Genomic DNA, 20,525 nt, shown 5'->3' on the forward strand with positions numbered 1-20,525 from the left:
GCGACTTAGCGCCAAAAGGACCTTTACCATTCTGAAATGAAGAACGGGAATATTACGCAACTAAGGAGGCGTGATGAAAGTCGATAAAGCTTGGATTCCCCGCATGGCCGCGCGTGACGACTGGCTGGCGCAAACCACCGAAAATATCATCGACCCCGAGCGCGAGATCGTCGATCCGCATCATCATTTGTGGGTGCGGCATGGGTATGTCTATGAGATGGCCGAGCTGCAGGCCGATACTTCAAGCGGGCATAACGTGGTTGAAACGGTCTATATGGAATGCCGTTCTTACTATGATCCAACATCGTCAGACCCGCTTGCCCCGGTAGGCGAAACCCGGCAGGTCGCGGCATTGGCCCGCGCCCATACCGGCCCGGCGCGTCTGACTGGGATTGTCGGTTTTGCCGATCTGCGGAACCCGGATTTGGACGCCGTTCTGGATGCTCATGTCGCTGCGGGGCAGGGGTTGTTCAAGGGAATCCGCCACGCCGGAGCCCGAGATGCCGAGCCTGAACAATTGTTCCTGCCGGGTCGGGGGCCGAAAGACCTATATTCGGACCCGGATTTTCGCAGGGGCGTGGCGCTCCTGGGTGCGCGGGGGCTGACTTATGACACGTGGCAGTATCATCACCAACTGCCCGCTTTTACAGATCTGGCCCGAGCAGTGCCGGGTACCACACTGGTTCTGGATCACCTGTCTACGCCTCTGGGCGTGGGGCGGTTTTCTGGACAACGCGACAGCATCTTTGCCCAATGGAAAGATGACATCGCAGCCCTTGCGGAATGTCCCAATGTGATTGCCAAGCTGGGCGGCATGGCCATGCCCGATAATGGGTGGGGCTGGCATGATCGCAGCCAGCCACCGGGTTCGGATGAATTCGTCGATGTCATGGCCCCCTGGTATCACCACATGATCGCCTGTTTCGGGGCCCGGCGCTGCATGTTCGAAAGCAACTTTCCGGTCGACCGTATCTCGATCAGCTATCCGGTGTTGTGGAACGGCCTGAAGAAGATCGCCGCCGATTACAGCGAGAAAGAAAAGGCCGCGCTGTTCAGCAGCACGGCCCGCAGGGTTTATGACCTGTGACCAGCGTCCTCTATGTCGATTGCGGAGGCTAAACGGGGTGCTTTATTTCGGCGTTCCGGTCATGGCCGCGCCGTAAAACCGGTTGAGTTTGCGCATGCCCCCCAACCACCTGTCGTAGTTATCGGTCTTGTTGCGCATATAACCCAGCACCTCGGGGTGCGGCAGGATCAGGAAAGTTTCGTCTCGGATGGCCTGCAGGCAGGCTTCGGCCACGGGTTCGGCTTCTAACATACCGTCTTGCGAGGCCACTCCGTCCTCGTGTCCGCGCGTCATTTCGGACCGAACCGCCTGCGGGCAGAGCAGCGACACCCCGATGCCCTGATCGCGATAGGTGAAGGCCAGCCATTCGGCAGCTCCGACCGCGGCGTGTTTGGTAACCCCATAAGCCATCGAGCCAACCTGATTGAGCAGTCCAGCAGCCGAAGCGGTGTTCAGCAGATAACCACCCCCGCGTTCTATCATCCGTGGCACCACATGGCGCGCCGCCCAGATATGGGACATCACGTTGACCTCCCACATACCTTGCCAGATGTCGTTGTCGGTTTCAGGCCCACCGATACTGAGGATACCCGCGTTAGAGCAGAAGATACCGATCGGCCCAACCTCGGTTTCGGTTCTGTCGATCAGCGCGGCAATGTCATCCTCTTTCGAGACATCTGCTTTGATGGCGACGCCGCTGATCTGGTTCGCGGTCTCTTCCGCGCCGGGCAGGTTCAGGTCGGCGCAAACAACCGATTTGGCACCCGCCGCAGCAAAGGCCGCAGCCAAAGCTTTACCGATGCCACTGGCGGCACCGGTTACGACAACGATTTGTCCTTCGATTTCCATGGCTTTCCCCTTAGGTCCACATCACGGCGCCGCCATCCACGGTCAGCGCCTGACCCGTGATATAGCGGCTGGCGTCAGAGGCCATGAACGCTGCGATACCGGTGAAATCCTCTGGCTCTCCCAGTCGGCGCAGGGGCACCTGGCGCAGGTAGGATCCCGCTATTTTTGGATTGTCCCACAGGGCGCGGGCGAACTCGGTCTTAACCACACCGGGGCATAGCGCATTGACCCGCACCCCCGCCGGACCCATTTCCATCGCCAGGTTTCGCACCAGCGCGATCAGCGCCAGTTTCGAGATGTTGTATGTGCCCAGCGTGTCAGATGGCTTGAACGCACCGACGGACGAGGTGAACAGCATCGAACCGCCGCCCAGCCCCTCCATATCCGGGAAGACAGCATTTGCCAGCCACAGGTTCGACTGGACGTTGGCCTGCATGGTCTTTTCAAAGGCTTCATCCGTGATGTCGCGCATTGAGCCGTAGAACGGGTTCACGCCAGCGTTTCCGATCAGGACCGAGATCGGCCCCACCGTTTCGCGGGCTGCTTTGGCCAGTGCCTCAACCTCTTGCCTGTTGCCGATGTTGCAGGTCAATGGTGTTGCGGCCTTGCGACCCACGGCGTCGTTGATTTCGGCGGTGGCGGCCTCAAGCGCTTCGATCTTTCGCGCCGAGATCACCACATTGGCCCCTTGCTGTGCCAATCCTTTTGCCATTTCCAGCCCCATCCCGCGGGACGCGCCGGTCAGCAGGGCATTACGCCCGGTCAGATCAAACATGTTGTTCATCGTTTTTCCTTACGGCCCGTCGAACTGCCTTCCGCCTTTTGTTCCGGCTGATGTACCTGCCTGACGTTCGTTAGAAGCCAAATAATCCTTGACCTCTGCCCGCGCGACGACGGCGTGGTGGACTTCATCCGGGCCATCAGCAAAACGCAGGGTGCGCTGGCCAGTATACATCTCGGACAGCGGCGACCATTGCGAAATACCGGTCGCGCCGTGGATTTGCATGGCCTGATCAATGATTTGACAGACTTTTTCCGGCACCATCGCCTTGATCATCGACACCCAGATGCGCGCCTCTTTGTTGCCCATCGTGTCCATCGCCTTGGCGGCCTTGAGGACCATCAGGCGCATCGCCTCGATCTCGATCCGCATGCGGGACAGGGTTTCCATGTTCTTGCCCAGATCCAGAAGTTTTCTGCCAAACGCCTCGCGGCTGATACCGCGCGCGATCATCAGGTCTAGTGCCCTTTCCGCTTGACCGATTGAGCGCATGCAATGGTGAATTCGCCCCGGCCCAAGCCGCAATTGCGAGATTTCGAACCCGCGCCCTTCGCCCCACAAGATGTTGCTTTCGGGGACGCGCACATTGGTGAACCGGATCTGCATATGCCCATGCGGAGCGTCATCCTGACCGAAAACATGCATAGGGCCTACGATCTCGACACCCGGCGTGTCCATCGGCACTAGGATCTGGCTTTGCTGACGGAATGTCTCTGCGTCGGGCGAGGTTTTCACCATCACGATCATGATCTTGCAGCGCGGATCGCCCGCGCCCGAGATGTAATATTTCTCGCCATTGATGACCCACTCGCCGTTTTCCAGCACGGCGCGGGTGCTGATATTGCGCGCGTCAGATGAGGCCCTGTCCGGTTCCGTCATAGCAAAAGCCGACCGGATTTCACCGGCCAGCAGAGGTTTCAGCCATTTTTCCTTTTGTTCTTCGGTTCCGATCCGCTCCAGCACTTCCATGTTGCCGGTATCGGGGGCCGAGCAGTTCAGCGTTTCCGAGGCCAAGGGGTTTTTGCCCAGTTCAGCGGCGATATAGGCATAGTCGAGGTTCGACAGACCCTCGCCGGTTTCGGCATTGGGAAGGAAAAAATTCCACAGCCCCGCATCGCGCGCCTTTTGCTTGGCGGTTTCCAACAGTTCAAGCTGACCGGGGGCATAGGACCAGCGGTCGGCCCGGCCATGGCCTAGCCGGTGATATTCTTCGGTAATAGGATCGACGTTTTCAGCGATGTGCTTGATCACCTTTTCCAAAAGCGGCTTGGCCCCTTCGGACATTTCCAGATTATTCATATCTGCAACGGTTTGGACCATGTCAGGTCTCCTGTTTTGACGAGCGCGGCTCGTTTAGCGGTTGACCCAATTGGGCTTGCGTTTCTCGGCAAAGGCTTGCACGCCTTCTTTGAAATCCTCGGTCTGGGCCAGATCTTTCAGTACCTCGCGCGAATGCTCCATGCTTTCGCCAAAACCCTCGATCTGGGCCATTCGGTTCAACACACGTTTGGTGGCCTTTACAGACGACGGTGACACGCTGCAGATGTCATCCGCCAGTGCCATCGCGCGGGTCATCAGATCGTCATGCGGGACAACTTCGTTCACGCAACCCAGTTTCAAGGCTTCGTCCGCGTCAACGGTGCGGCCGGTAATCATCATCTCTTGCGCCGCGAGGCGGCCGATATAGCGGCTCAGACGCTGCACGCCGGACGCGGCGGCGAAAAAGCCGACTTTCACTTCGGGCAAGGCGAATTTTGCGCGGTCCGAAGCCAGAATGATGTCGCAGCTCAGTGCGGTTTCAAACCCGCCGCCCATGGCAAAGCCGTTAACGGCTGCGATGACCGGCTTTTCCAGATCATAGCGCATGGCCAGCCCGGCAAACCCGGTCTCGGGGATCGGTTGCGGGCCATGTTTGGCGGTGAATTTCAGGTCGTTGCCTGCCGTGAACGCCTTATCCCCTGCGCCGGTCAGAACGGCGACCCATTGATCCTCGGCGGCGGCAAACTTGTCCCAGCAATCGGCCATTTCGTGATGCATCGGGGCATGGACGGCATTGTAAACCTCGGGGCGGTTCATGGTGACCAGCAGGACATTGCCCCGTTGTTCGGTGGTGATGAATTCGTATGACATGATGTCTCCTTCAGACGCGTGCGGTTTTCAGACCACCGGTGTCAATTTCAGTAAATTTCCCACCTTCGGCAGCAAGCTTTCGCAGCATCTCGGCAGGCGCAAAGTCAGGGTCTTCAGCCCCCAGTTTTTCCATGACCTCCAGCACTTTGGCCGCGCCGATCATGTCGCCGTAATACATCGGGCCGCCCTTGTCCGCAGGCCAGCCATAGCCGTTGATCCAGACCACATCGACATCCGACGGGCGCTGTGCCTTGTTTTCCTCAAGGATCTTCAACGCCTCATTGATCATCGGGCAGATGCAGACGTCGATTATGTCGTCCTGCGACATTTGGAAAGGCTCTGCCCCGGTAATGTCAGTGATGATTTTCGCGGTTTCTTCCGACGGAACAGGCGTGCGGTTTTCGTCGTAGTCATAGTACCCGGCCTTGGTTTTTTGGCCCCGGCGGTCCAGTTCGCACAGAGCGTCACGGATCGGATTGTCGGTTGTGGCCCCCTTTGACCAGCCGATGTCCAGCCCGGCCAGGTCCGCCATTTGAAACGGTCCCATCTTGAAGCCAAAAGCGTTCAGTGCCGCATCGACATCCCATGGCATCACGCCGCGATAGACCAGCTTCATCGCCTGATCCTGTCGTTTGAACAGCATCCGGTTGCCGACAAACCCCGGGCAGACCCCGACGACAACAGCAATCTTGTTGATCTCAAGCGCTACATCCAGACAGGTGGCCAGAACATCCTGTGCTGTGTGTTCCGCCCGGACGATTTCCAGAAGCTTCATCACATTGGCAGGCGAGAAAAAGTGCAATCCGATAACGTCTTGGGGGCGGCTGGTCACCGAGGCAATCTCGTCAATGTCCAGCGCCGAGGTGTTGGTGGCCAAAATCGCGCCCGGTTTCATGATCCGGTCCAGATCGGTGAAGATTTTGCGCTTCAGCCCAATGTCCTCGAACACGGCTTCGATCACCAAATCGCAGTCTGCCAGATCCTCCAGCGAGAGGCAGCCGTCGTATCGCGCCATGCGAATGTCGACCTCGGACTGAGGGAACCGGCCCCGGTCGGCGCTGCGCTGATAGTTGCTGCGCACCACGGAAAGGCCGCGGTCCAGCGCCTCTTGTTGGGTGTCGACGATCTTTACATCATAGCCTGCGGTGGCAAAATTCATAGAGATGCCCCCGCCCATTGTGCCTGCACCTATGATGCCGACGGTCTTTACCGTGCGTCTGGGGGTTGCGGTGTCGATATCCGGTACGTTCCAGGCAGCCTTACCAGCCGAGGCGTGATACGCAACGAGGGTGTCTTGGGTGTTCATGCATCTGTTCCATTTAATGATTTTATACACTGAGCGCGCAACGCGCGCCGGTCGAGCTTGTCTGTGGCGCCCCGCGGCAGGGGGTCTGAGTGCAACCACAAGTGTTCCGGAATTTTGAATTTGGCGATGTGTTTCGCCAGATAATCCTGAATTTCCTGCGCGGTTGCGTGATGACCGTCGCGCAACTGAACACCGGCCCCGACGACTTCGCCCAATCTTTTGTGCGGTATGGAAAACGCGCAGGCTTCGGCCACCGAAGGATGTTTGTGCAGCGCGCCTTCGACATCCAGGCAGGCGATGTTTTCGCCCCCGCGGATGATGATATTCTTTTTGCGATCCACGATAGTGACAAAGCCGTCTGCGTCGATAAACCCCAGATCGCCAGAGCGCAGCCAGCCTTCGTTCAGAACCTCGGCGGTGGCCTCGGGCTTGTTCAGATAGCAGCGCATGATCGTGGGGCTTTTGATAGTGATCTCTCCGACCTCGCCCGTCGGCACGTCCCGCCCTTCATCGTCTAGGAAGCGCAGTTCTTGCACCGGCGGATACAACCGACCCGCCGATCCGGGGCGGGCGACATAGTCTTCCCCAGCTGTGCCCATGCCGAGTGCGTTAGTCTCGGTCATGCCCCATCCGGTTGCGATTTGAGCAGCCGGAAAAACCTGAGCCAGCTCCCCCACCTGCGGCGGAGGCCGCTTTGCGCCACCCGAGTTAATGAAGTCCAGCGTTTCAAGGGGCTGACCCATTCGCACAGCGGCCTCCATCAGGTCGTGGGTTTGGGTCGGAACACCCAGAAACCGGGTGATCTGTTCTTCCTGTATTAACTGAACGGCGCGGTCAGTGTCCCATTTCTCCATCACCACAAGCTTGGCGCCGGACGGGATCGAAAACAGAAAGACAGGATGAGTTGCAGTGACGTGGAATAGCGGCGTCACCACTAATTTGGCCGGGCGCAGCGGTGCAGGGTCATCTGCGGCAGGGGGGGTAACCAGCGGGGCCGCAGTCATGACCATCGACCAGGAAAACACCGCGCTCATCGCGCCGCGATGGGTCAGAACAACCCCCTTGGGGTGGCCGGTTGTCCCCGAAGAATACATGATCCCCATGTCGTCATCGGTGTCGATTTCGACCTGCGGCCAGCTATCATCTGAACTGGCGTCCAGCAGCGAGGCATAGTTGATCGGTGTCAGGTCACCGCCATCGCGCACCCCGATCACCTGAATATCCCTTTCGGCTTGCAATGGTAGCAGACGTTCGACCCTTATCCGATCGCCGAAAACGATCTTTGCGCCGCTGTCTTGCAGGGCATAGTCCAACTCTTCCGTGGTCCACCAGCCATTCAAAAAGACAGTCACCGCACCGATTGACGCGATCGCTGTGAACAGAAACAGAAACTCGGGGCAATTGCGCATTGCGATTGCGACTGGCTGCCCCTTGCGCACCCCAAGTTCGGTTGTAAGTGCGTGCGCTATTCTGTTTGTTTCCGAGCAGAACTCATCATAAGTCCAGCGTTCTTCGCCAAACACCAGATAATCCGCCGCACCGTCGCCTTGATCGGCCCGGCTGAGTTGCATCAGGGCGCGGATGTGACCGGGGATGTTCTTGAATACGCGGGTCTCGACCCCGCGAATCCGGGCTTGGGACAGCTCGTAAATCGGTTCATTTGCGATCAGGTAGTGCACGGCCTGTTCAGGCGTCATAGCCGAGGTTCCGTTGCTGCCGTGCGCATAGTCTTTCAGCCACGCATCAACCGCGCCTGTCAAAATCAAAGCGATATCCTCCCATGCGCGTGGCATCCCATTGGGTGGAACCACGACTCCTCCCTCAAGGATGTTAGAGCGGTTTCTTAGCTGTGCCAAGACCGCTGTACGGAACAATGTTCCGCAAAAGTGATATTTCCCGGTTTTGCGATTGTGACGCTGACTTTTTGCGCTGGGCAGTTAGTCGACCCCTTTTCACACAGCGGCGATCTGCCTGTCGAAGGGCATGACATGCATCATGCAGGTCGCAATGGGTCGATGGTAAAGGGAGCAAGTTTTGTTGACATCACGATAGGCTTGATGGGATGATGATCATCATGCAGATGCGGCTGAATGGCAACATTTCCAAGCAATTGCGATACGAAAAACAAGAGGCCAGACCATGAAAAATGAGTGTTATTGCGTGACCGAACACCAGGCGCCGCTGCAGAAAATCGTGCAGGACCTGCCCGAGCTGGAAGGGGACGAGGTGTTGTTGAAGGTGCGTGCCTCGGGCGTGTGTCACTCTGATCTGCACTTCTGGGAAGGTGGCTATGATCTGGGCGACAACCAAGTGATGAACTTGTCCGATCGGGGCGTAAAGCTTCCCCTGACGATGGGTCATGAGATTGTCGGTGAACTGGTCGCGTTGGGTCCCGAAGCGCAGGGTTTGGCGCTGGGCGAAAGCTATCTGGTCTATCCCTGGCTGGGGTGTGGCACCTGCGATACGTGCGCAAAGGATCAAGAGAATTTGTGCCCCAATGCACCGCGGGCCCTTGGGATATTCACCCCCGGCGGCTATGCGCAATACGTGGTGGTGCCGCGCGCCAAGTATTGTCTGACGCTTGGCGACCTGGACCCGGCAGAGGCCGCGCCTTTGGCCTGTTCCGGGGTGACCACCTATAGCGCGCTTAAGAAATTCGGGGACGATATCCGCGACACGCCGGTGGTGATCCTGGGTGCGGGTGGACTTGGGCATATGGCGCTTCGGGTGATCCGTGCTCTTGGTGGCAAGGGGGCCGTTTTCGTCGATCTTGACGAGGCAAAGCGCACCGCCGTGCTTGAGGCCGGGGCGCTTGCGGCTATTGATGGCAATGCGCCCGATGCGGACGAGCAGATCAAAGCCGCCACCGGGGGAGGGGCCCTGTTGGTCTTGGACTTGGTGGGCGCCGAGGCCACGATCAATCTGGGGTTGGCCGCCGCGCGCAAGGGCGTTCGGATCGTTGTGGTGGGATTGTTTGGCGGTCAGTTGAAAATCCCCACCGTCTATTTCCCAATACGCGCCATGGCGGTGATCGGTTCATATGTGGGCAATCTGAACGAACTGTCCGAACTGCTTGAGTTGGCCAAATCAGGCAAGTTGAGCTTGGCACCTGTGACGCGCCGCCCATTACAGGACGCCAACGACGCGCTGATGGATCTGAAAGACGGGAAGGTTATCGGTCGGGTCGTCCTGACCCCATGAAAGCGGTCTGAGCGCGACCCGCAGTTTGAAAGCAAAGCAGGCCTTGGAGCCGGATTTCATTGATAGGTATTGGGAGGTGCCGGGCAGGTGGACGCGGATTACATCATTGTTGGGGCAGGTTCAGCGGGCTGTGTGTTGGCCAACCGGCTGACTGCCGACCCAAAAAACAAGGTCATATTGCTGGAGGCCGGGGGCAAAGATAACAGCCCCTTCATTCATGCGCCTGCGGGCTTTGTGAAAATGCTTCGAAATGAGAAGTATAACTGGTGCTATTCAACCGAACCTGATCCCGGCTTAAACGGGCGGCGGCTTTTCTGGCCGCGCGGCAAGACGCTTGGAGGGTCATCGTCGATAAACGGGTTGCTATACGTGCGCGGGCAGCCGTCCGATTATGACCGTTGGCGGCAATTGGGCAACGAAGGCTGGGGCTGGGAGGATGTCCTGCCGCTGTTCAAAGCCACCGAAGGGCGCGAGGAGGGTGCTGAGGATCAATACGACTCTGACCTGCGGGGTAGCGACGGCGAAATGACGGTCAGCACCCCTCGTTCGCGCCATCCGCTGAGTGAGAAATGGGTCGAATCTGCAATTGCAGCGGGTTACCCGTATAACCCTGACCACAATGCAGAGCGGCAGGAAGGGGTCGGCTTTTTTCAGACAACCATCGCCTATGGCAAACGTCATTCGACGGCGAATGCGTTTCTGAAACCGATCAGGTCGCGCCCCAATTTGCGTGTGATCTCGCATGCCCATGTGCAGCACGTGGACCTGGATGGCAAAAGCTGTACAGGCATCACCTACAAGGATCGCTCGGGTAGATTGGTGTCGCTTAGGGCCGGGCGCGAGGTGATCTTGTCGGCCGGGTCGATCGGGTCGCCTCAGATACTTATGCTGTCGGGGATTGGAAATCCCGATCACTTGTCTGAAAACGGCGTGCAGCCCCGTCACGAGCTTCCGGGTGTGGGGCAGGCGATGCAGGATCATCTACAGGCCAAGATGGTGCATCGGATGTCGGTGCCCACATATAACCGCGAAGGTAAGTCGCTGATGCGTCAGGCGGCCATCGCCGCCCAATACTATTTCGTGGGCCGGAACGGGCCTTTGTCGATGCCAGCGGCGGATGCTACTGCGTTTCTGAAAACGCACCCTGATCTGGAAACGCCAGACATTCAGTTTCACGTGCAGCCCTTTTCTTATGATGCGGAAGGGAACCTGCATGACTTTTTCGGCTTCACTTCAACCGTCTGCCAGTTGCGTCCCGAAAGTCGTGGGCAGATTCTGTTGAATGGTCCTGACCCTGCCACTTATCCCAAAATTCACCCCAACTATCTGTCTACGGAAACCGATTGCCGCACGTTGGTCGATGGAATTCGCATCGCCCGCACGATTGCGGCGCAGTCACCCTTGGCGAGCCATATCGCGTCTGAGTTTTTGCCGGGCAGCGCGATAGAAAGCGACGATTACGACGCGATGCTGGACTGGGCGCGCGGTCACGCTGTGACGATCTTCCATCCGTCAGGGACCTGTAAAATGGGACCGGGGCCGGATGCAGTTGTGGATGCCAAGTTGAAGCTTCACGGGATTGCAGGATTGCGGGTTGTCGATTGTTCGATCATGCCCGAGCTGACCTCGGGCAATACCAATGCCCCGACGATTATGATCGCAGAGAAAGCCAGCAGAATGATATTGGCCGGATAGCAGGCAAAAAACGTCAAAGTATGAACGAGCAAAAATTCAGAATCTCAAAGCATTATGAGCCGATAAAAGCCATCGACCTGCGCGGGTACGGGGTGCCGGAACCTTGGAATTTCGGGGTAGGTTTTCGGGCGACGTTCGGGGATTTGGATGCGCAGAACCATGTCTCGAACGTGAAATACCTGCGTTGGATCGAGGCGTTCCGCATGGCCTATCTGCGCGCCTACGGTTGGCCGGAATATGCGACGCCGGGGGCCAATCTGATGGTGATCCGACGGTTTCAGATCGACTACCTCAAGCCAGTTCATCTGGATGACGATGTGATCGTGACGGGGCGCACTGCGCAGGTCGGCCGCTCTAGCTGCACGATGGAGTATGCGATCTGGGGGAATGGCCAGATTGCAAGCGCTTCGGCGGTGTTGGTTTTTCTGGATCAGCACGGGACAAAGTCGGACCTTCCAGGAACGTTGCGCCCGCTCATGATCGAATGGGACGGGGCGCAGCCCCGCTAGGGCAGTGGTCAACGGGGCATGGGAATGCCCCTGTGACCGCATTGCGCGGCTGAGGGCGGGTAGCTTTTGTCATTCCCGACAGTCAGCCGATGCAAGAGTCGACCGAAACGACTACTTCCGCTTTACCACGTTTCCACGCTTGGTCGAATCTGCGTCTCAAACATCCACGCGTCTTTGGGCTGTTTCCAAAGCTGGATATAGGTCTTTGCCACGGACGCGGGATCCATCAGAACCCGGTCTTCCGGGTTGCCTCCGCGGGCGGTGATCATTTCGCGCACCCATTGGGTATCAACGCCGGAATCAATGACCAGATGCGCCACATGGATGCCTTTGGGCATCAATTCACGGGCGGCGCATTCAGCGACGGCGCGGATGCCAAACTTGGCGCTGGCAAAGGCGGCAAAGCCTGGATTGCCGCGCAGCCCGGCGGTGGCACCAGTGAAAAAGATATTGCCGGTTCCGCGTGGCAGCATCGCTTTGGCGGCTTCGCGCCCGGTTAGAAAACCGGCGTAGCAGGCCATTTCCCAAACTTTGCGGAAAACCCGTTCCGTGGTTTCTGTGAATGGGAAATTCACATTCGCGCCGACGTTGAAGATGCAAACTTCGATCGGGCCAACCTCTTCGGCGGACTTGATGAAGTCGATGACCTGATCTTCGTCCCGGGCATCCAGACTTTTGCCGATTATTCGGCCTCCGGCGGCTGTGACCTCATCCACCAACGGTTGCAGTTTATCCCCGTTGCGCCGACCGGCGATCACAGTAAAGCCTTCGGCGGCGAAGGCCTTGCAGATGGCCGCGCCGATGAAATCACCGGCTCCTACCACGACAACAGTTTCTGCTCTTTGTTCCATAAGGAGTGTCCTTCTTTAGGGTAGGTCGGCTGACCCAAATGCATGTGTCAGTTATCCAGACCGGCCAGATGCTGTTCCAGATCGCGGATACGATCCTTTCCGAAATAGATTTCCCCGTCATAGTGAAAGGTCGGTGCACCAAAATCACCAGCGGCAACGGCCATTTCCGTGTTCGAGATCAGTTGGGTTTTGACTTCGGGGTCTTGTATCAGTGCGAACAGGGGTTCGGCTTCTAGCCCGCCATCTGTCAGCCAGCGCGACAGCACCTCAGGGTCGCCAAGATTCTGTTCAAACTGCCACATGCCGCGAAAGACGCGTTCCATGTACAGCTCAAAAACACCCAACCGTTGCGCCGCAATGCAGCCGCGCATCAGTTGCAGGGTGTTGATCGGGAAATAGGGGTTGAATGAGAACTCATCGACGATTCCGTTGCGTTCGGTAAAGCGCAACAGGTCGCGCCGTTCGTACCGCAGCTTGTTCTCGATCCCGGCGTTGGTTTCACCCGGTGCCCGGTTGCCAGTGGCGCGGAAGATGCCGCCCAGTAGCACCGGCACATAGGTGAACGTCGCGCCATAGGTCTGCGCGAGACCGGGTATCAAGAGATGCGCTAGGTAAGAGTTCGGGCTGCCAAAATCGAAGTGAAAGGCGACGTGCTTCTGCATCAATCTTTCCTTTTGAAAGTGGTCTACGGATAGGTCGGGCGCTTTCAGATCGCGGTCAGCCCGCCATCAATGGCCAAAGTGGTCCCGGTGATCATGCTGCCTGCGTCCGAGCAATAAAGCAGCGCCGCCCCCTTAAGGTCTTCGCTACCGCCAATCCGCCCCAGCGGGTTCTGCGCCGCGACGTTTTCGCGCCCCAGCGCATCCAGAGTGCCCGCGGTCATCTTGCTTTCGAACATGCCCGGGGCCAGCGCATTCACCGTTATTCCATGCTCACCCCATTCGTGGGCCAATGCGCGGGTCAGGTTCACAACAGCCGCCTTCGAGGTGTTGTAAGCCACAATTCCCTTGTTGCCCTTTAGCCCAGCAATCGACGCCAGGTTCAGTATCCGGCCGTTGCCATTCGGGATCATCGAGTCCCTTGCGATTAGCTGGCTGAGGCGAAACACAGAGCGGACGTTAAGGTCCATCAGCTTGTCCCAGGCTTCCATCGCATGATCGACTGCGGGGCTTCCCCAAGTGGCCCCGGCATTGTTGACAAGGATATCGACCCGACCAAGCTTTGCTATGGACTGATCTGACAATGCCACAAGGTCATCGTCCTTACGATTATCCGCCACGATGTAGTCCACACTGATCCCGCGCGCTTCGAGATGCGCCTTGGCATCCTGCAAATCCGTTTCCTTGCGGGACGAGATCACCAATCGCGCGCCGTTGTCACCCAGCACTTCGGCGATCTGCAGACCCAGCCCGCGTGAACCACCCGTTATCACGGCTGTCCTGCCACTCAGGTCGAAAAGCTCATTTGCCTTGGTCATATTTGTTTCCTTCTTCGTCAGATTGTATCGGCGGGCAGTTTCATCGGCCCCTTGCGTAGAGGTGTTTAGAATTCCGGTCTTCGTCAGCTCGCAGTCGAACCCCTAATGGCCGGAATTCGTTTTTACCTTACGAAAACCCCTGCCAGCCCCGTATCCTTAGCATCAAGCGCGCCATTACGGTTCCGGTGCTGCCCCGGCAGCCGGGGGCGTTCGTTTCAACGGCCTTTAAAGACGGCCTCGCGCCGTTCCACGAATGACGCTATGCCTTCGCGCATATCCTCGGTCGCAAGCATACGGTCGCGAAGCTCTGGAATGCAGGCAATCGCAGCCTGTTCCCCGTGTTCAATAAATTTGCGTCCAGCCACTTTCATGGCCTGAATGCCAAGCGGAGCGTTTCGGCAGATCGTTTCCGCAATCTCCATTGCGCGCGTGGTTTCATGCCCCTTGGCTACAACCTCTTGGACCAGCCCGATGCGATGGGCTTCTTCCGCGCTGAACTCGTCGCATAGCATCAGGTGGTACATGGCGTTTCCCCAACCGGCGCGGCTGATGTATCGGAAGTGCGCGCCACCGAAAGGAGCAATGCCGCGCTTTGATTCCAATTGGCAAAACCGGGTGTCATCGGCGGCAACGGCGATGTCTCCGGCCAGCATCATTTCGATTCCGATTGTGAAGCATATCCCTTTTACGGCCGTGACAATCGGCTTGCTACACTGTCTTTGCAGGCCAAACGCATCAACGTTTCCCTCGGGAATATCTGGGGGTGTGCTGTTGGGGCCGAAGAACTTTGGCATATCCAGCCCTGCTGTAAAATCTTCGCCTTCTGCGCAGATCACCCCTGCCCATAGGTCGGGTGTTTGCTCTAGCAGGGTCAGGGCGTCTGACAATTGTTCCATCATCTGCGGATGAAAGGCGTTTTTCTTTGCCGGGTTGTCGATCGTGATCTTTAGCACACGGCCTTGGACCTCGTGCCTGACTTTGCCCTGAATATCCTGCATTTCGTCATCCTCCCCTGCCGTTCAAACAAGGCTGTCAATCGGCCTTGTCTCAGCTTTTTTAGAATGACGGTCATCATGCAGATGTCAAGTCCACTGTCCGGTAAGCCGTATGTGGACTGGCGATTTAAGATTATCAATGTCATGCAGAACCCAAGTGGAGCCCAGTGGTTAACGGGCTTGTGCCAAAGGCGGTGAACCGCACAAGATGCAGAAAGGGGGCTTCGATCAAGAATGACGCGGCTCAGTTGCGTTTACGCCGCAATAGCGATTCCTGGGCTGTACTTGCGACCAGTTTGCCGTCTTCGGAAAAGATCATGCCGCGGGCCAGTCCACGGCCGCTGCCCGTCCAGGGGCCATCCATCGCGTAAAAGTGCCAATCCTGTAAACGGGCAGGTGCGTGAAGCCAAATCGCGTGATCCAGACTGGCGCCCTGCGCTGTGTTCTGCGACCAGCTCAACCCGTGGGCGCGCAAACCTACGCTCATCAAACCCATATCGGACGCATAGGTCAGATAAAGCTGCTGCAGGCTGGCATTGCTGTTCTCGGCGGCGGGTATCCGAAACCAAAACCCGTGCTGATCGCTGACAGGTACGGGATTTGCCTCATTCCTGGGATCGACGTCGCGAATCTCGAACTGTGTCTGGTGGATGCGCCTGTTGTCTGCTTCGGCCGAGCCGTTTGCGGATAGGCCGGTCGCGATGCTTTGGTCCGGGGCGCAATCCTGTGGCCCCGGAGCGTCCGGTTTTTCGTGCTGATAGTCCCAGCCCTCATCGGGCACATGGAAAGACCCTGTGAAATTCAGGATTTGCTGGTCGCCCTGCGTGGCGATCACCCGTCGCGTGCTGAACGATCCACCATCCCGCGCATTTTCAACCCGGAAGATCAATGGTTGGTTCGGATCACCCGCGCGCAGGAAATACGAGTGGATAGAATGGCAGCGACGCTCTGCCGACACGGAATGGCGTGCAGCGGCTAGGCATTGGGCAATGACCTGACCCCCAAATAGGCGCGTCGGCACGGCATCGCCGGAAAAGGCAGCCGCGCGAAACAGGTCAGGCCCAACTTGTTCTGGCTGTAATATATCCGCCAGAGAAGGCATTTGCGTCATTTCGGCCCCCGGTGGGATAAGTGGCAAAAGCGCGGATCAGAAATAGGATAGCCCTAGCCACTCCGCGACTAGCGCGGGCGAGTCTTTACCTTCGATTTCGACCGTGACGTTCATTCGGGTTTGGATGGATCCATCGTCCCTGTCCGTCAGCCCAGCAAGGTGAAAACGTCCACGAATACGTGCGCCTGCGGGCACCGGCGAAACAAATCGGATCTTATCGAAACCGTAATTCACACCCATCGTGCGACCAGCGATCTTTGGGACGCCGTTCTGCACCAGTGGCACCAATAGTGACAGCGACAGAAACCCATGCGCAATCGTGCCGCCAAAAGGTGTTTCTGCGGCCCGGTCCGGGTCTATGTGAATGAATTGGTGATCGTCGGTGGCATCTGCAAACTTGTCGATCCGCGCCTGATCCACCGTAAGCCAGTCTGACACGCCAAGCTCTTTGCCGACCCGGCCGCGATAGGCGTCTAGGCTGACTTCCAAAGATGTCTCTTTCATTGTTGTGCCACCACCAGAAAGTCCTTGCGGGTTCCGTTGTAAAGGGCGTCAACAGTGTCTGCGCGGCGTTTGAGAACTTGGCGCTGGTTGACGTAGCCTTTGTCGTTGATTTCGTTTTCCGACAGCGACGGTGGCTCGGCCAAGATGCCAATTGCGCGCACTTGCCGGCTGGAGCCGCCATTGTTCTGGTTCCACCGATCCAAGGCCTGTTGCACCTGTTCAAGGTCTTCAGGAGCAGGTTCAATAAGTGCACCGTCCACCCGTGTTGCACGTGCGCGGGCCGCATCGTTCAGCCAGACCATCGCGACGATATGCGCGCGGCCTTCGCCGACAACAACCGTGTCGCGCACCAGCCCACCACATTCTAAATTCAATCCCGTTCGGATCGCGCCAACCTGAACAAATGTACCGCTGTCGAGCTTGAAATCTTCGCTGACCCGTCCGGCATAACGCAGGTCATTTGCGATTTTGTCGATGTCTTCAAAGCGGATCGCGTCGCCGGTGATGAAGAACCCCTCATCGTCGAAAAGTCGTTTGTTCAGTTCGGGCTGATCTACATAGCCGGGAAAGACATTCGGTCCCTTGATCCGCAGCTCGTAACGGTCGTCGCTGAGTGAGATCAGTTTGATTTCAACTTCTGGCACAGGCATTCCGATACGCCCAACCCCGTCATATGGCCAATGGACCGTCGTGACAGAAGGCGCTGCTTCGGTCATGGCAAATCCACCCGATAGCGGAATTCGGCAGCCCCGATACGTCATGGCCAGTTTTTGCAGCCGTTCATAGGTTTCGCCGGGGAATCCCGCTCCGCCGTAATGTACGAAAGTCAGGTTCGAAAAGAACGCTTCGGCCAGCTCGGTATCCTGTTCCATTGCGTCCAACAACATGCCGTATGCCAAGGGCACGTTCGAGAAATTGGTTGGTTTCACCTCGCGGATAGCGGTCAAGCTGCGTTCAAAATCCGGCCCGGAGACTGGACGGCCCGAGTCGATATAAAGCGCTGATGCGTGAAACAGCATTTCGTGCAGGATGTGATTACCCCCGAACGTATGGTGCCACGGCAGCCAGCATAGCCGTCGACGTTGGGCGTGAGGAATGCGGATTCCAATCCTTTGCGACATGGCGATATTTGCGCACATCATGCGCTGTGTGTTGATCACACCCTTGGGGTTGCCTGTCGAGCCAGAGGTGAAAAGGATCTTGCCAACGGTTTCTTCGGTCACGGCTGCGTGGGCAGCGGCAACAGCTTCGGTAACCTTGGTGCCCAGAAACTCGGCGACGTTAGTATCACCGGGTCTGGGATGTTCGGACACCAGCTCGCATCCGTTCAGATCAAGCTTGTCCAATGCAGCGGACAGCGTTTGGGCGTCATCAACAAAAAAGAGTTTCGCTTTGGACTGTGCAAATGTGCTTTGCAGACGGGGAAAAGCCTCTGAGAATTTTGCATAGCTAGGCGAGATCGACGCGGCAGTAATGCCGGCCATCATTGCCCCGAACAGAATCTGAGCGTGGATAATGCTGTTGCGCGACAGGACGGCTATGCAATCTCCTTGCTTTAAACCGCGGTTGAGCAAAGCTTGCGCGATGGCCTCGCAATTCGCCTTTAGCTGCCGAAAAGTTGGCCCTTCCCACCCCTGTGGCCCGCGTTCAGCAAGCGAAAGGCGGTCGGGGTGTGCGCTGGCGGCTGCAAACAGGTAGTCGATGACACTGGTTGGATAGTCCGGCAGCTTGTAATCTTGGCGAAGGTAAATGGCGTCGTTACCACGCCGCAGGACAGGTTTTGCCGGAAAATAGGTCAAGGGGCCAAAGACCGGATCGTCATGGGTTTCGATCCCGAGGGACGGGTCAAGTGTGGCGTTAGTCGTTGTGTCGGTGATCACGGCATGTCCTGATTTTAGAATCCTCGGGGTCAGGCCGCGTGGCGTTTGGCAATCTGAAATCGCCGCCGGGCCGCTTAGTCTGTAACGGATTGTGTATGATAGACATCATGCAAGTCAATGGGTGCTGGAAAATCGCGTGAAAACTGGACCGCACTGGGGATTTCTGTATTATGACTCCAATGCAGATTGACCCTGTTAGTGGTCGTCGACGCACTAACTGGGGCAATGGATTCCGAAGGCCAGCATCAATGGGGTACTCTCAAGCGCAAAAGGAACGTCATCGCGAGGAGATCCTTTCGAACGCAGGTGAACAACTGCGCAGCGGTGGGTTTTCAGCGATTAATGTCGTGTCTTTGATGAATTCCGTAGGATTGACGCATGGCGGGTTCTACGGCCATTTTGAAAACAAGGAAGACCTGCTGGATCAGGCGCTTGAACGCGCGTTGCGAGAAGGTCGTTTGACCCAAAAGCTTAATGCAAGCCCGAATAAGCCATCCTTTGCGCGCTATATTGGTAGCTATGTCAGCCCCAAACATCGCGACCTAAAAAGCAGTGGCTGCGCGATCCCCGCGCTTGTGTCGGATGTCTCACGCAGGCCCAAGGCGTCGCGGGACATCATGCAATCTCATATTGATGGTTTCATAAACACCGTCGCCGATTATCTTGACGGGGATCGCAGCAAGGCAAATTTGGCGGTGGCGGCTATGGTCGGTTCGATTGCGTTGTCCCGGGTCATGACAGACGATGCCAAAGCTTCTGAGATGCTCAAAGCAACCAAGGCCTATTTGCTGACGCTTGAGGACGACGAAGAACAAGGCTGATCCCAGCTTCCATGCAGTCCGCGCCGTCAACAGCTCTGTAGATTGTTCAATAGGGTTGGTGGTCCTGACTCAGCAACCTGTCGCAAAATGTTCCCCATTCATGCATTTTTGCATCGTAAGTATTGGTTCTTTGCGGTTCTCATGATCAGCCTGCCTGCCATACCCTAAGGTCTGACACATTCCGTTGGGAGGGCGGGCCATCATGAGTTCACACACGCAACGCAAACCGGTAGCCTTGGCCGTCGGTGCCGGAGACGGGATTGGTGCGGCTTTTGCCAGAAAATTTGCCCGGAGCGGTTATAGCGTCGTGGTTGCGCGTCGGGACGCGGGTAAATCCGAAGACCTTATCAATAAACTTGCGGCCGAGGGCCATAGTCTGCAGGCGGTTTCGCTTGATGCTCGTGATCCAGAACAAATTTCCGCGCTTTTTGACAAGGTTGAACAAGAGGTTGGGGAAATTGAGGTGGTCCTGTTTAATGCAGGGTCGAATTCTCCGTTTCCCTTCATTGAAACCGACCCTGTTATCTTTCGCAAAATCTGGGAGTTGGCCTGTTTCGGCGGTTTCCTGACCATGCGCGAAGCCGCAGCCCGCATGGTGCCGCGCGGCAAAGGAACGATTTTGGTGACCGGCGCCTCGGCCAGCTTGCGTGGCAAGGCTGGGTTTGGTGCGTTTGCCAGTGCCAAGCATGGGTTACGCGCGCTTGCGCAAAGCCTAGCGCGTGAGATTGGCCCCAAAGGTGTTCACGTGGTGCATCTGGTGATTGATGCAGGGGTTGATATGCCTGCCATTCACGAACGCCGTCGCAAGAAATTTGGTGACGACCACGTGGATGAAGAGAATATTCTGGTCAAACCTGACAGCGTAGCCGAGGCTTTCCATACACTTGTAAAGCAGCCCAAGGATGCATGGACACATGAGTTGGACCTGCGTCCATACGGGGAGAACTGGTGAGCCGATGGCGCGGGATATGTTGAGCAAACCGCTTTTGTGGGGCGTCGGCACGGTGCGCACCCTGCGCGCGCATTGGGTGTTGAATGAGCTTGGCATTGACTATGAAACCCAGCCCGTCAAACCCCGCACCGATACGATGGAAAGGGCTGATTTTCTGGCCGTTAATCCGGACAAGAAAGTTCCGGTGCTGCAGCATGGTGACCTGACGCTGGTGGAAAGCAGCGCGATCATGATCTACCTGGCGGAAACTTATGCAGACAGGGCGCCGGGGCTTGATCCCTCAAGACAGAATACAAAGGGCGCGGGTTTTCGAATGGATGTCGTTCATCTCAACCGAACTGGATGCGGCCTCTCTTTATACCATCCGCAAGCATCAGGATCTTGAGCATATCTATGG

The 20,525-nt window shown here is 57.3% G+C and carries 20 protein-coding genes; 7 read left to right on the forward strand and 13 right to left on the reverse strand.

The genetic code is table 11. The features are described 5' to 3' along the window. Positions 1–73: 73 nt before the first annotated feature. On the forward strand, positions 74–1,087 hold the full coding sequence (locus GOX73_RS10555) for an amidohydrolase (RefSeq protein ID WP_217351002.1): 1,014 nt from the start codon (positions 74–76) through the stop codon (positions 1,085–1,087). Positions 1,088–1,129: 42 nt separating this feature from the next. Here the strand turns inward: GOX73_RS10555 and GOX73_RS10560 are convergent, their stop codons facing one another. Genes GOX73_RS10560 through GOX73_RS10585 form a run of 6 tightly spaced genes read right to left on the reverse strand, consistent with a single transcriptional unit; the run spans position 1,130 to position 7,943 of the window. Beyond that, positions 1,130–1,915, reverse strand: a complete 786-nt coding sequence (locus GOX73_RS10560; RefSeq protein ID WP_171126095.1) for an SDR family oxidoreductase — start codon at positions 1,913–1,915, stop codon at positions 1,130–1,132. Positions 1,916–1,925: 10 nt separating this feature from the next. Then, complete coding sequence (locus GOX73_RS10565; RefSeq protein ID WP_171126093.1) at positions 1,926–2,699, reverse strand: SDR family NAD(P)-dependent oxidoreductase; 774 nt, start codon at positions 2,697–2,699, stop codon at positions 1,926–1,928. A gap of 9 nt (positions 2,700–2,708) precedes the next feature. Next, on the reverse strand, positions 2,709–3,995 hold the full coding sequence (locus GOX73_RS10570; protein ID WP_171123901.1) for an acyl-CoA dehydrogenase family protein: 1,287 nt from the start codon (positions 3,993–3,995) through the stop codon (positions 2,709–2,711). 54 nt (positions 3,996–4,049) lie between these two features. Continuing rightward, a complete protein-coding gene (locus tag GOX73_RS10575) occupies positions 4,050–4,826 on the reverse strand; it encodes an enoyl-CoA hydratase-related protein (protein WP_171123389.1) in 777 nt (258 codons plus the stop codon). A 10-nt stretch (positions 4,827–4,836) separates the two neighbouring features. Then, positions 4,837–6,132, reverse strand: a complete 1,296-nt coding sequence (locus tag GOX73_RS10580; protein WP_171126090.1) for a 3-hydroxyacyl-CoA dehydrogenase — start codon at positions 6,130–6,132, stop codon at positions 4,837–4,839. Beyond that, a complete protein-coding gene (locus GOX73_RS10585; RefSeq protein WP_371808587.1) occupies positions 6,129–7,943 on the reverse strand; it encodes a class I adenylate-forming enzyme family protein in 1,815 nt (604 codons plus the stop codon). Before GOX73_RS10585 ends, GOX73_RS10580 begins: the two co-directional genes overlap by 4 nt. 349 nt (positions 7,944–8,292) lie before the next feature. Between GOX73_RS10585 and GOX73_RS10590 the strand changes: the two genes are divergently transcribed. The 3 genes from GOX73_RS10590 (at position 8,293) to GOX73_RS10600 (ending at position 11,537) form a co-directional block, all read left to right on the forward strand. Beyond that, positions 8,293–9,333, forward strand: coding sequence for an alcohol dehydrogenase (locus GOX73_RS10590; RefSeq protein ID WP_217351003.1), 1,041 nt, complete (start codon positions 8,293–8,295; stop codon positions 9,331–9,333). Between the two features lie 87 nt (positions 9,334–9,420). Then, a complete protein-coding gene (locus GOX73_RS10595; protein WP_171126086.1) occupies positions 9,421–11,028 on the forward strand; it encodes a GMC family oxidoreductase N-terminal domain-containing protein in 1,608 nt (535 codons plus the stop codon). A 20-nt stretch (positions 11,029–11,048) separates the two neighbouring features. Further along, complete coding sequence (locus tag GOX73_RS10600) at positions 11,049–11,537, forward strand: acyl-CoA thioesterase (protein ID WP_171134882.1); 489 nt, start codon at positions 11,049–11,051, stop codon at positions 11,535–11,537. Between the two features lie 122 nt (positions 11,538–11,659). Here GOX73_RS10600 and GOX73_RS10605 read toward each other — a convergent pair whose 3' ends face one another. The 7 genes from GOX73_RS10605 to GOX73_RS10635 all read right to left on the reverse strand — a co-directional run bounded on the left by GOX73_RS10605 (position 11,660) and on the right by GOX73_RS10635 (position 18,355). After that, entirely contained in the window at positions 11,660–12,388 is a 729-nt protein-coding gene (locus tag GOX73_RS10605) for an SDR family NAD(P)-dependent oxidoreductase (RefSeq protein WP_171126082.1), read from the reverse strand. A gap of 47 nt (positions 12,389–12,435) precedes the next feature. Beyond that, complete coding sequence (locus tag GOX73_RS10610) at positions 12,436–13,050, reverse strand: 2-hydroxychromene-2-carboxylate isomerase (RefSeq protein WP_171126080.1); 615 nt, start codon at positions 13,048–13,050, stop codon at positions 12,436–12,438. Positions 13,051–13,094: 44 nt separating this feature from the next. Beyond that, positions 13,095–13,865 (reverse strand): SDR family oxidoreductase, encoded by a 771-nt coding sequence (locus GOX73_RS10615; protein ID WP_171126078.1) that lies wholly within the window; start codon positions 13,863–13,865, stop codon positions 13,095–13,097. Positions 13,866–14,080: 215 nt separating this feature from the next. Next, a complete protein-coding gene (locus GOX73_RS10620; protein WP_171123377.1) occupies positions 14,081–14,863 on the reverse strand; it encodes a crotonase/enoyl-CoA hydratase family protein in 783 nt (260 codons plus the stop codon). 241 nt (positions 14,864–15,104) lie between these two features. Beyond that, positions 15,105–15,971, reverse strand: a complete 867-nt coding sequence (locus GOX73_RS10625; protein ID WP_171126076.1) for an acyl-CoA thioesterase II — start codon at positions 15,969–15,971, stop codon at positions 15,105–15,107. 36 nt (positions 15,972–16,007) lie between these two features. Continuing rightward, positions 16,008–16,475: a MaoC family dehydratase gene (locus GOX73_RS10630; RefSeq protein ID WP_171123374.1), complete on the reverse strand. Its 468-nt coding sequence runs from the start codon at positions 16,473–16,475 to the stop codon at positions 16,008–16,010. Continuing rightward, entirely contained in the window at positions 16,472–18,355 is a 1,884-nt protein-coding gene (locus tag GOX73_RS10635) for an AMP-binding protein (protein ID WP_171126073.1), read from the reverse strand. Before GOX73_RS10635 ends, GOX73_RS10630 begins: the two co-directional genes overlap by 4 nt. 248 nt (positions 18,356–18,603) lie before the next feature. Between GOX73_RS10635 and GOX73_RS10640 the strand changes: the two genes are divergently transcribed. The 3 genes from GOX73_RS10640 to GOX73_RS10650 all read left to right on the forward strand — a co-directional run bounded on the left by GOX73_RS10640 (position 18,604) and on the right by GOX73_RS10650 (position 20,513). Beyond that, positions 18,604–19,176, forward strand: coding sequence for a TetR/AcrR family transcriptional regulator (locus GOX73_RS10640; protein WP_171134883.1), 573 nt, complete (start codon positions 18,604–18,606; stop codon positions 19,174–19,176). A 202-nt stretch (positions 19,177–19,378) separates the two neighbouring features. Continuing rightward, positions 19,379–20,128, forward strand: coding sequence for an SDR family NAD(P)-dependent oxidoreductase (locus GOX73_RS10645; RefSeq protein WP_171134884.1), 750 nt, complete (start codon positions 19,379–19,381; stop codon positions 20,126–20,128). Positions 20,129–20,132: 4 nt separating this feature from the next. Next, complete coding sequence (locus tag GOX73_RS10650) at positions 20,133–20,513, forward strand: glutathione S-transferase N-terminal domain-containing protein (RefSeq protein WP_171134885.1); 381 nt, start codon at positions 20,133–20,135, stop codon at positions 20,511–20,513. Positions 20,514–20,525: the final 12 nt, after the last annotated feature.

It is taken from the genome of Ruegeria sp. HKCCD7221, assembly GCF_013031225.1.
Lineage (GTDB): Bacteria > Pseudomonadota > Alphaproteobacteria > Rhodobacterales > Rhodobacteraceae > Ruegeria.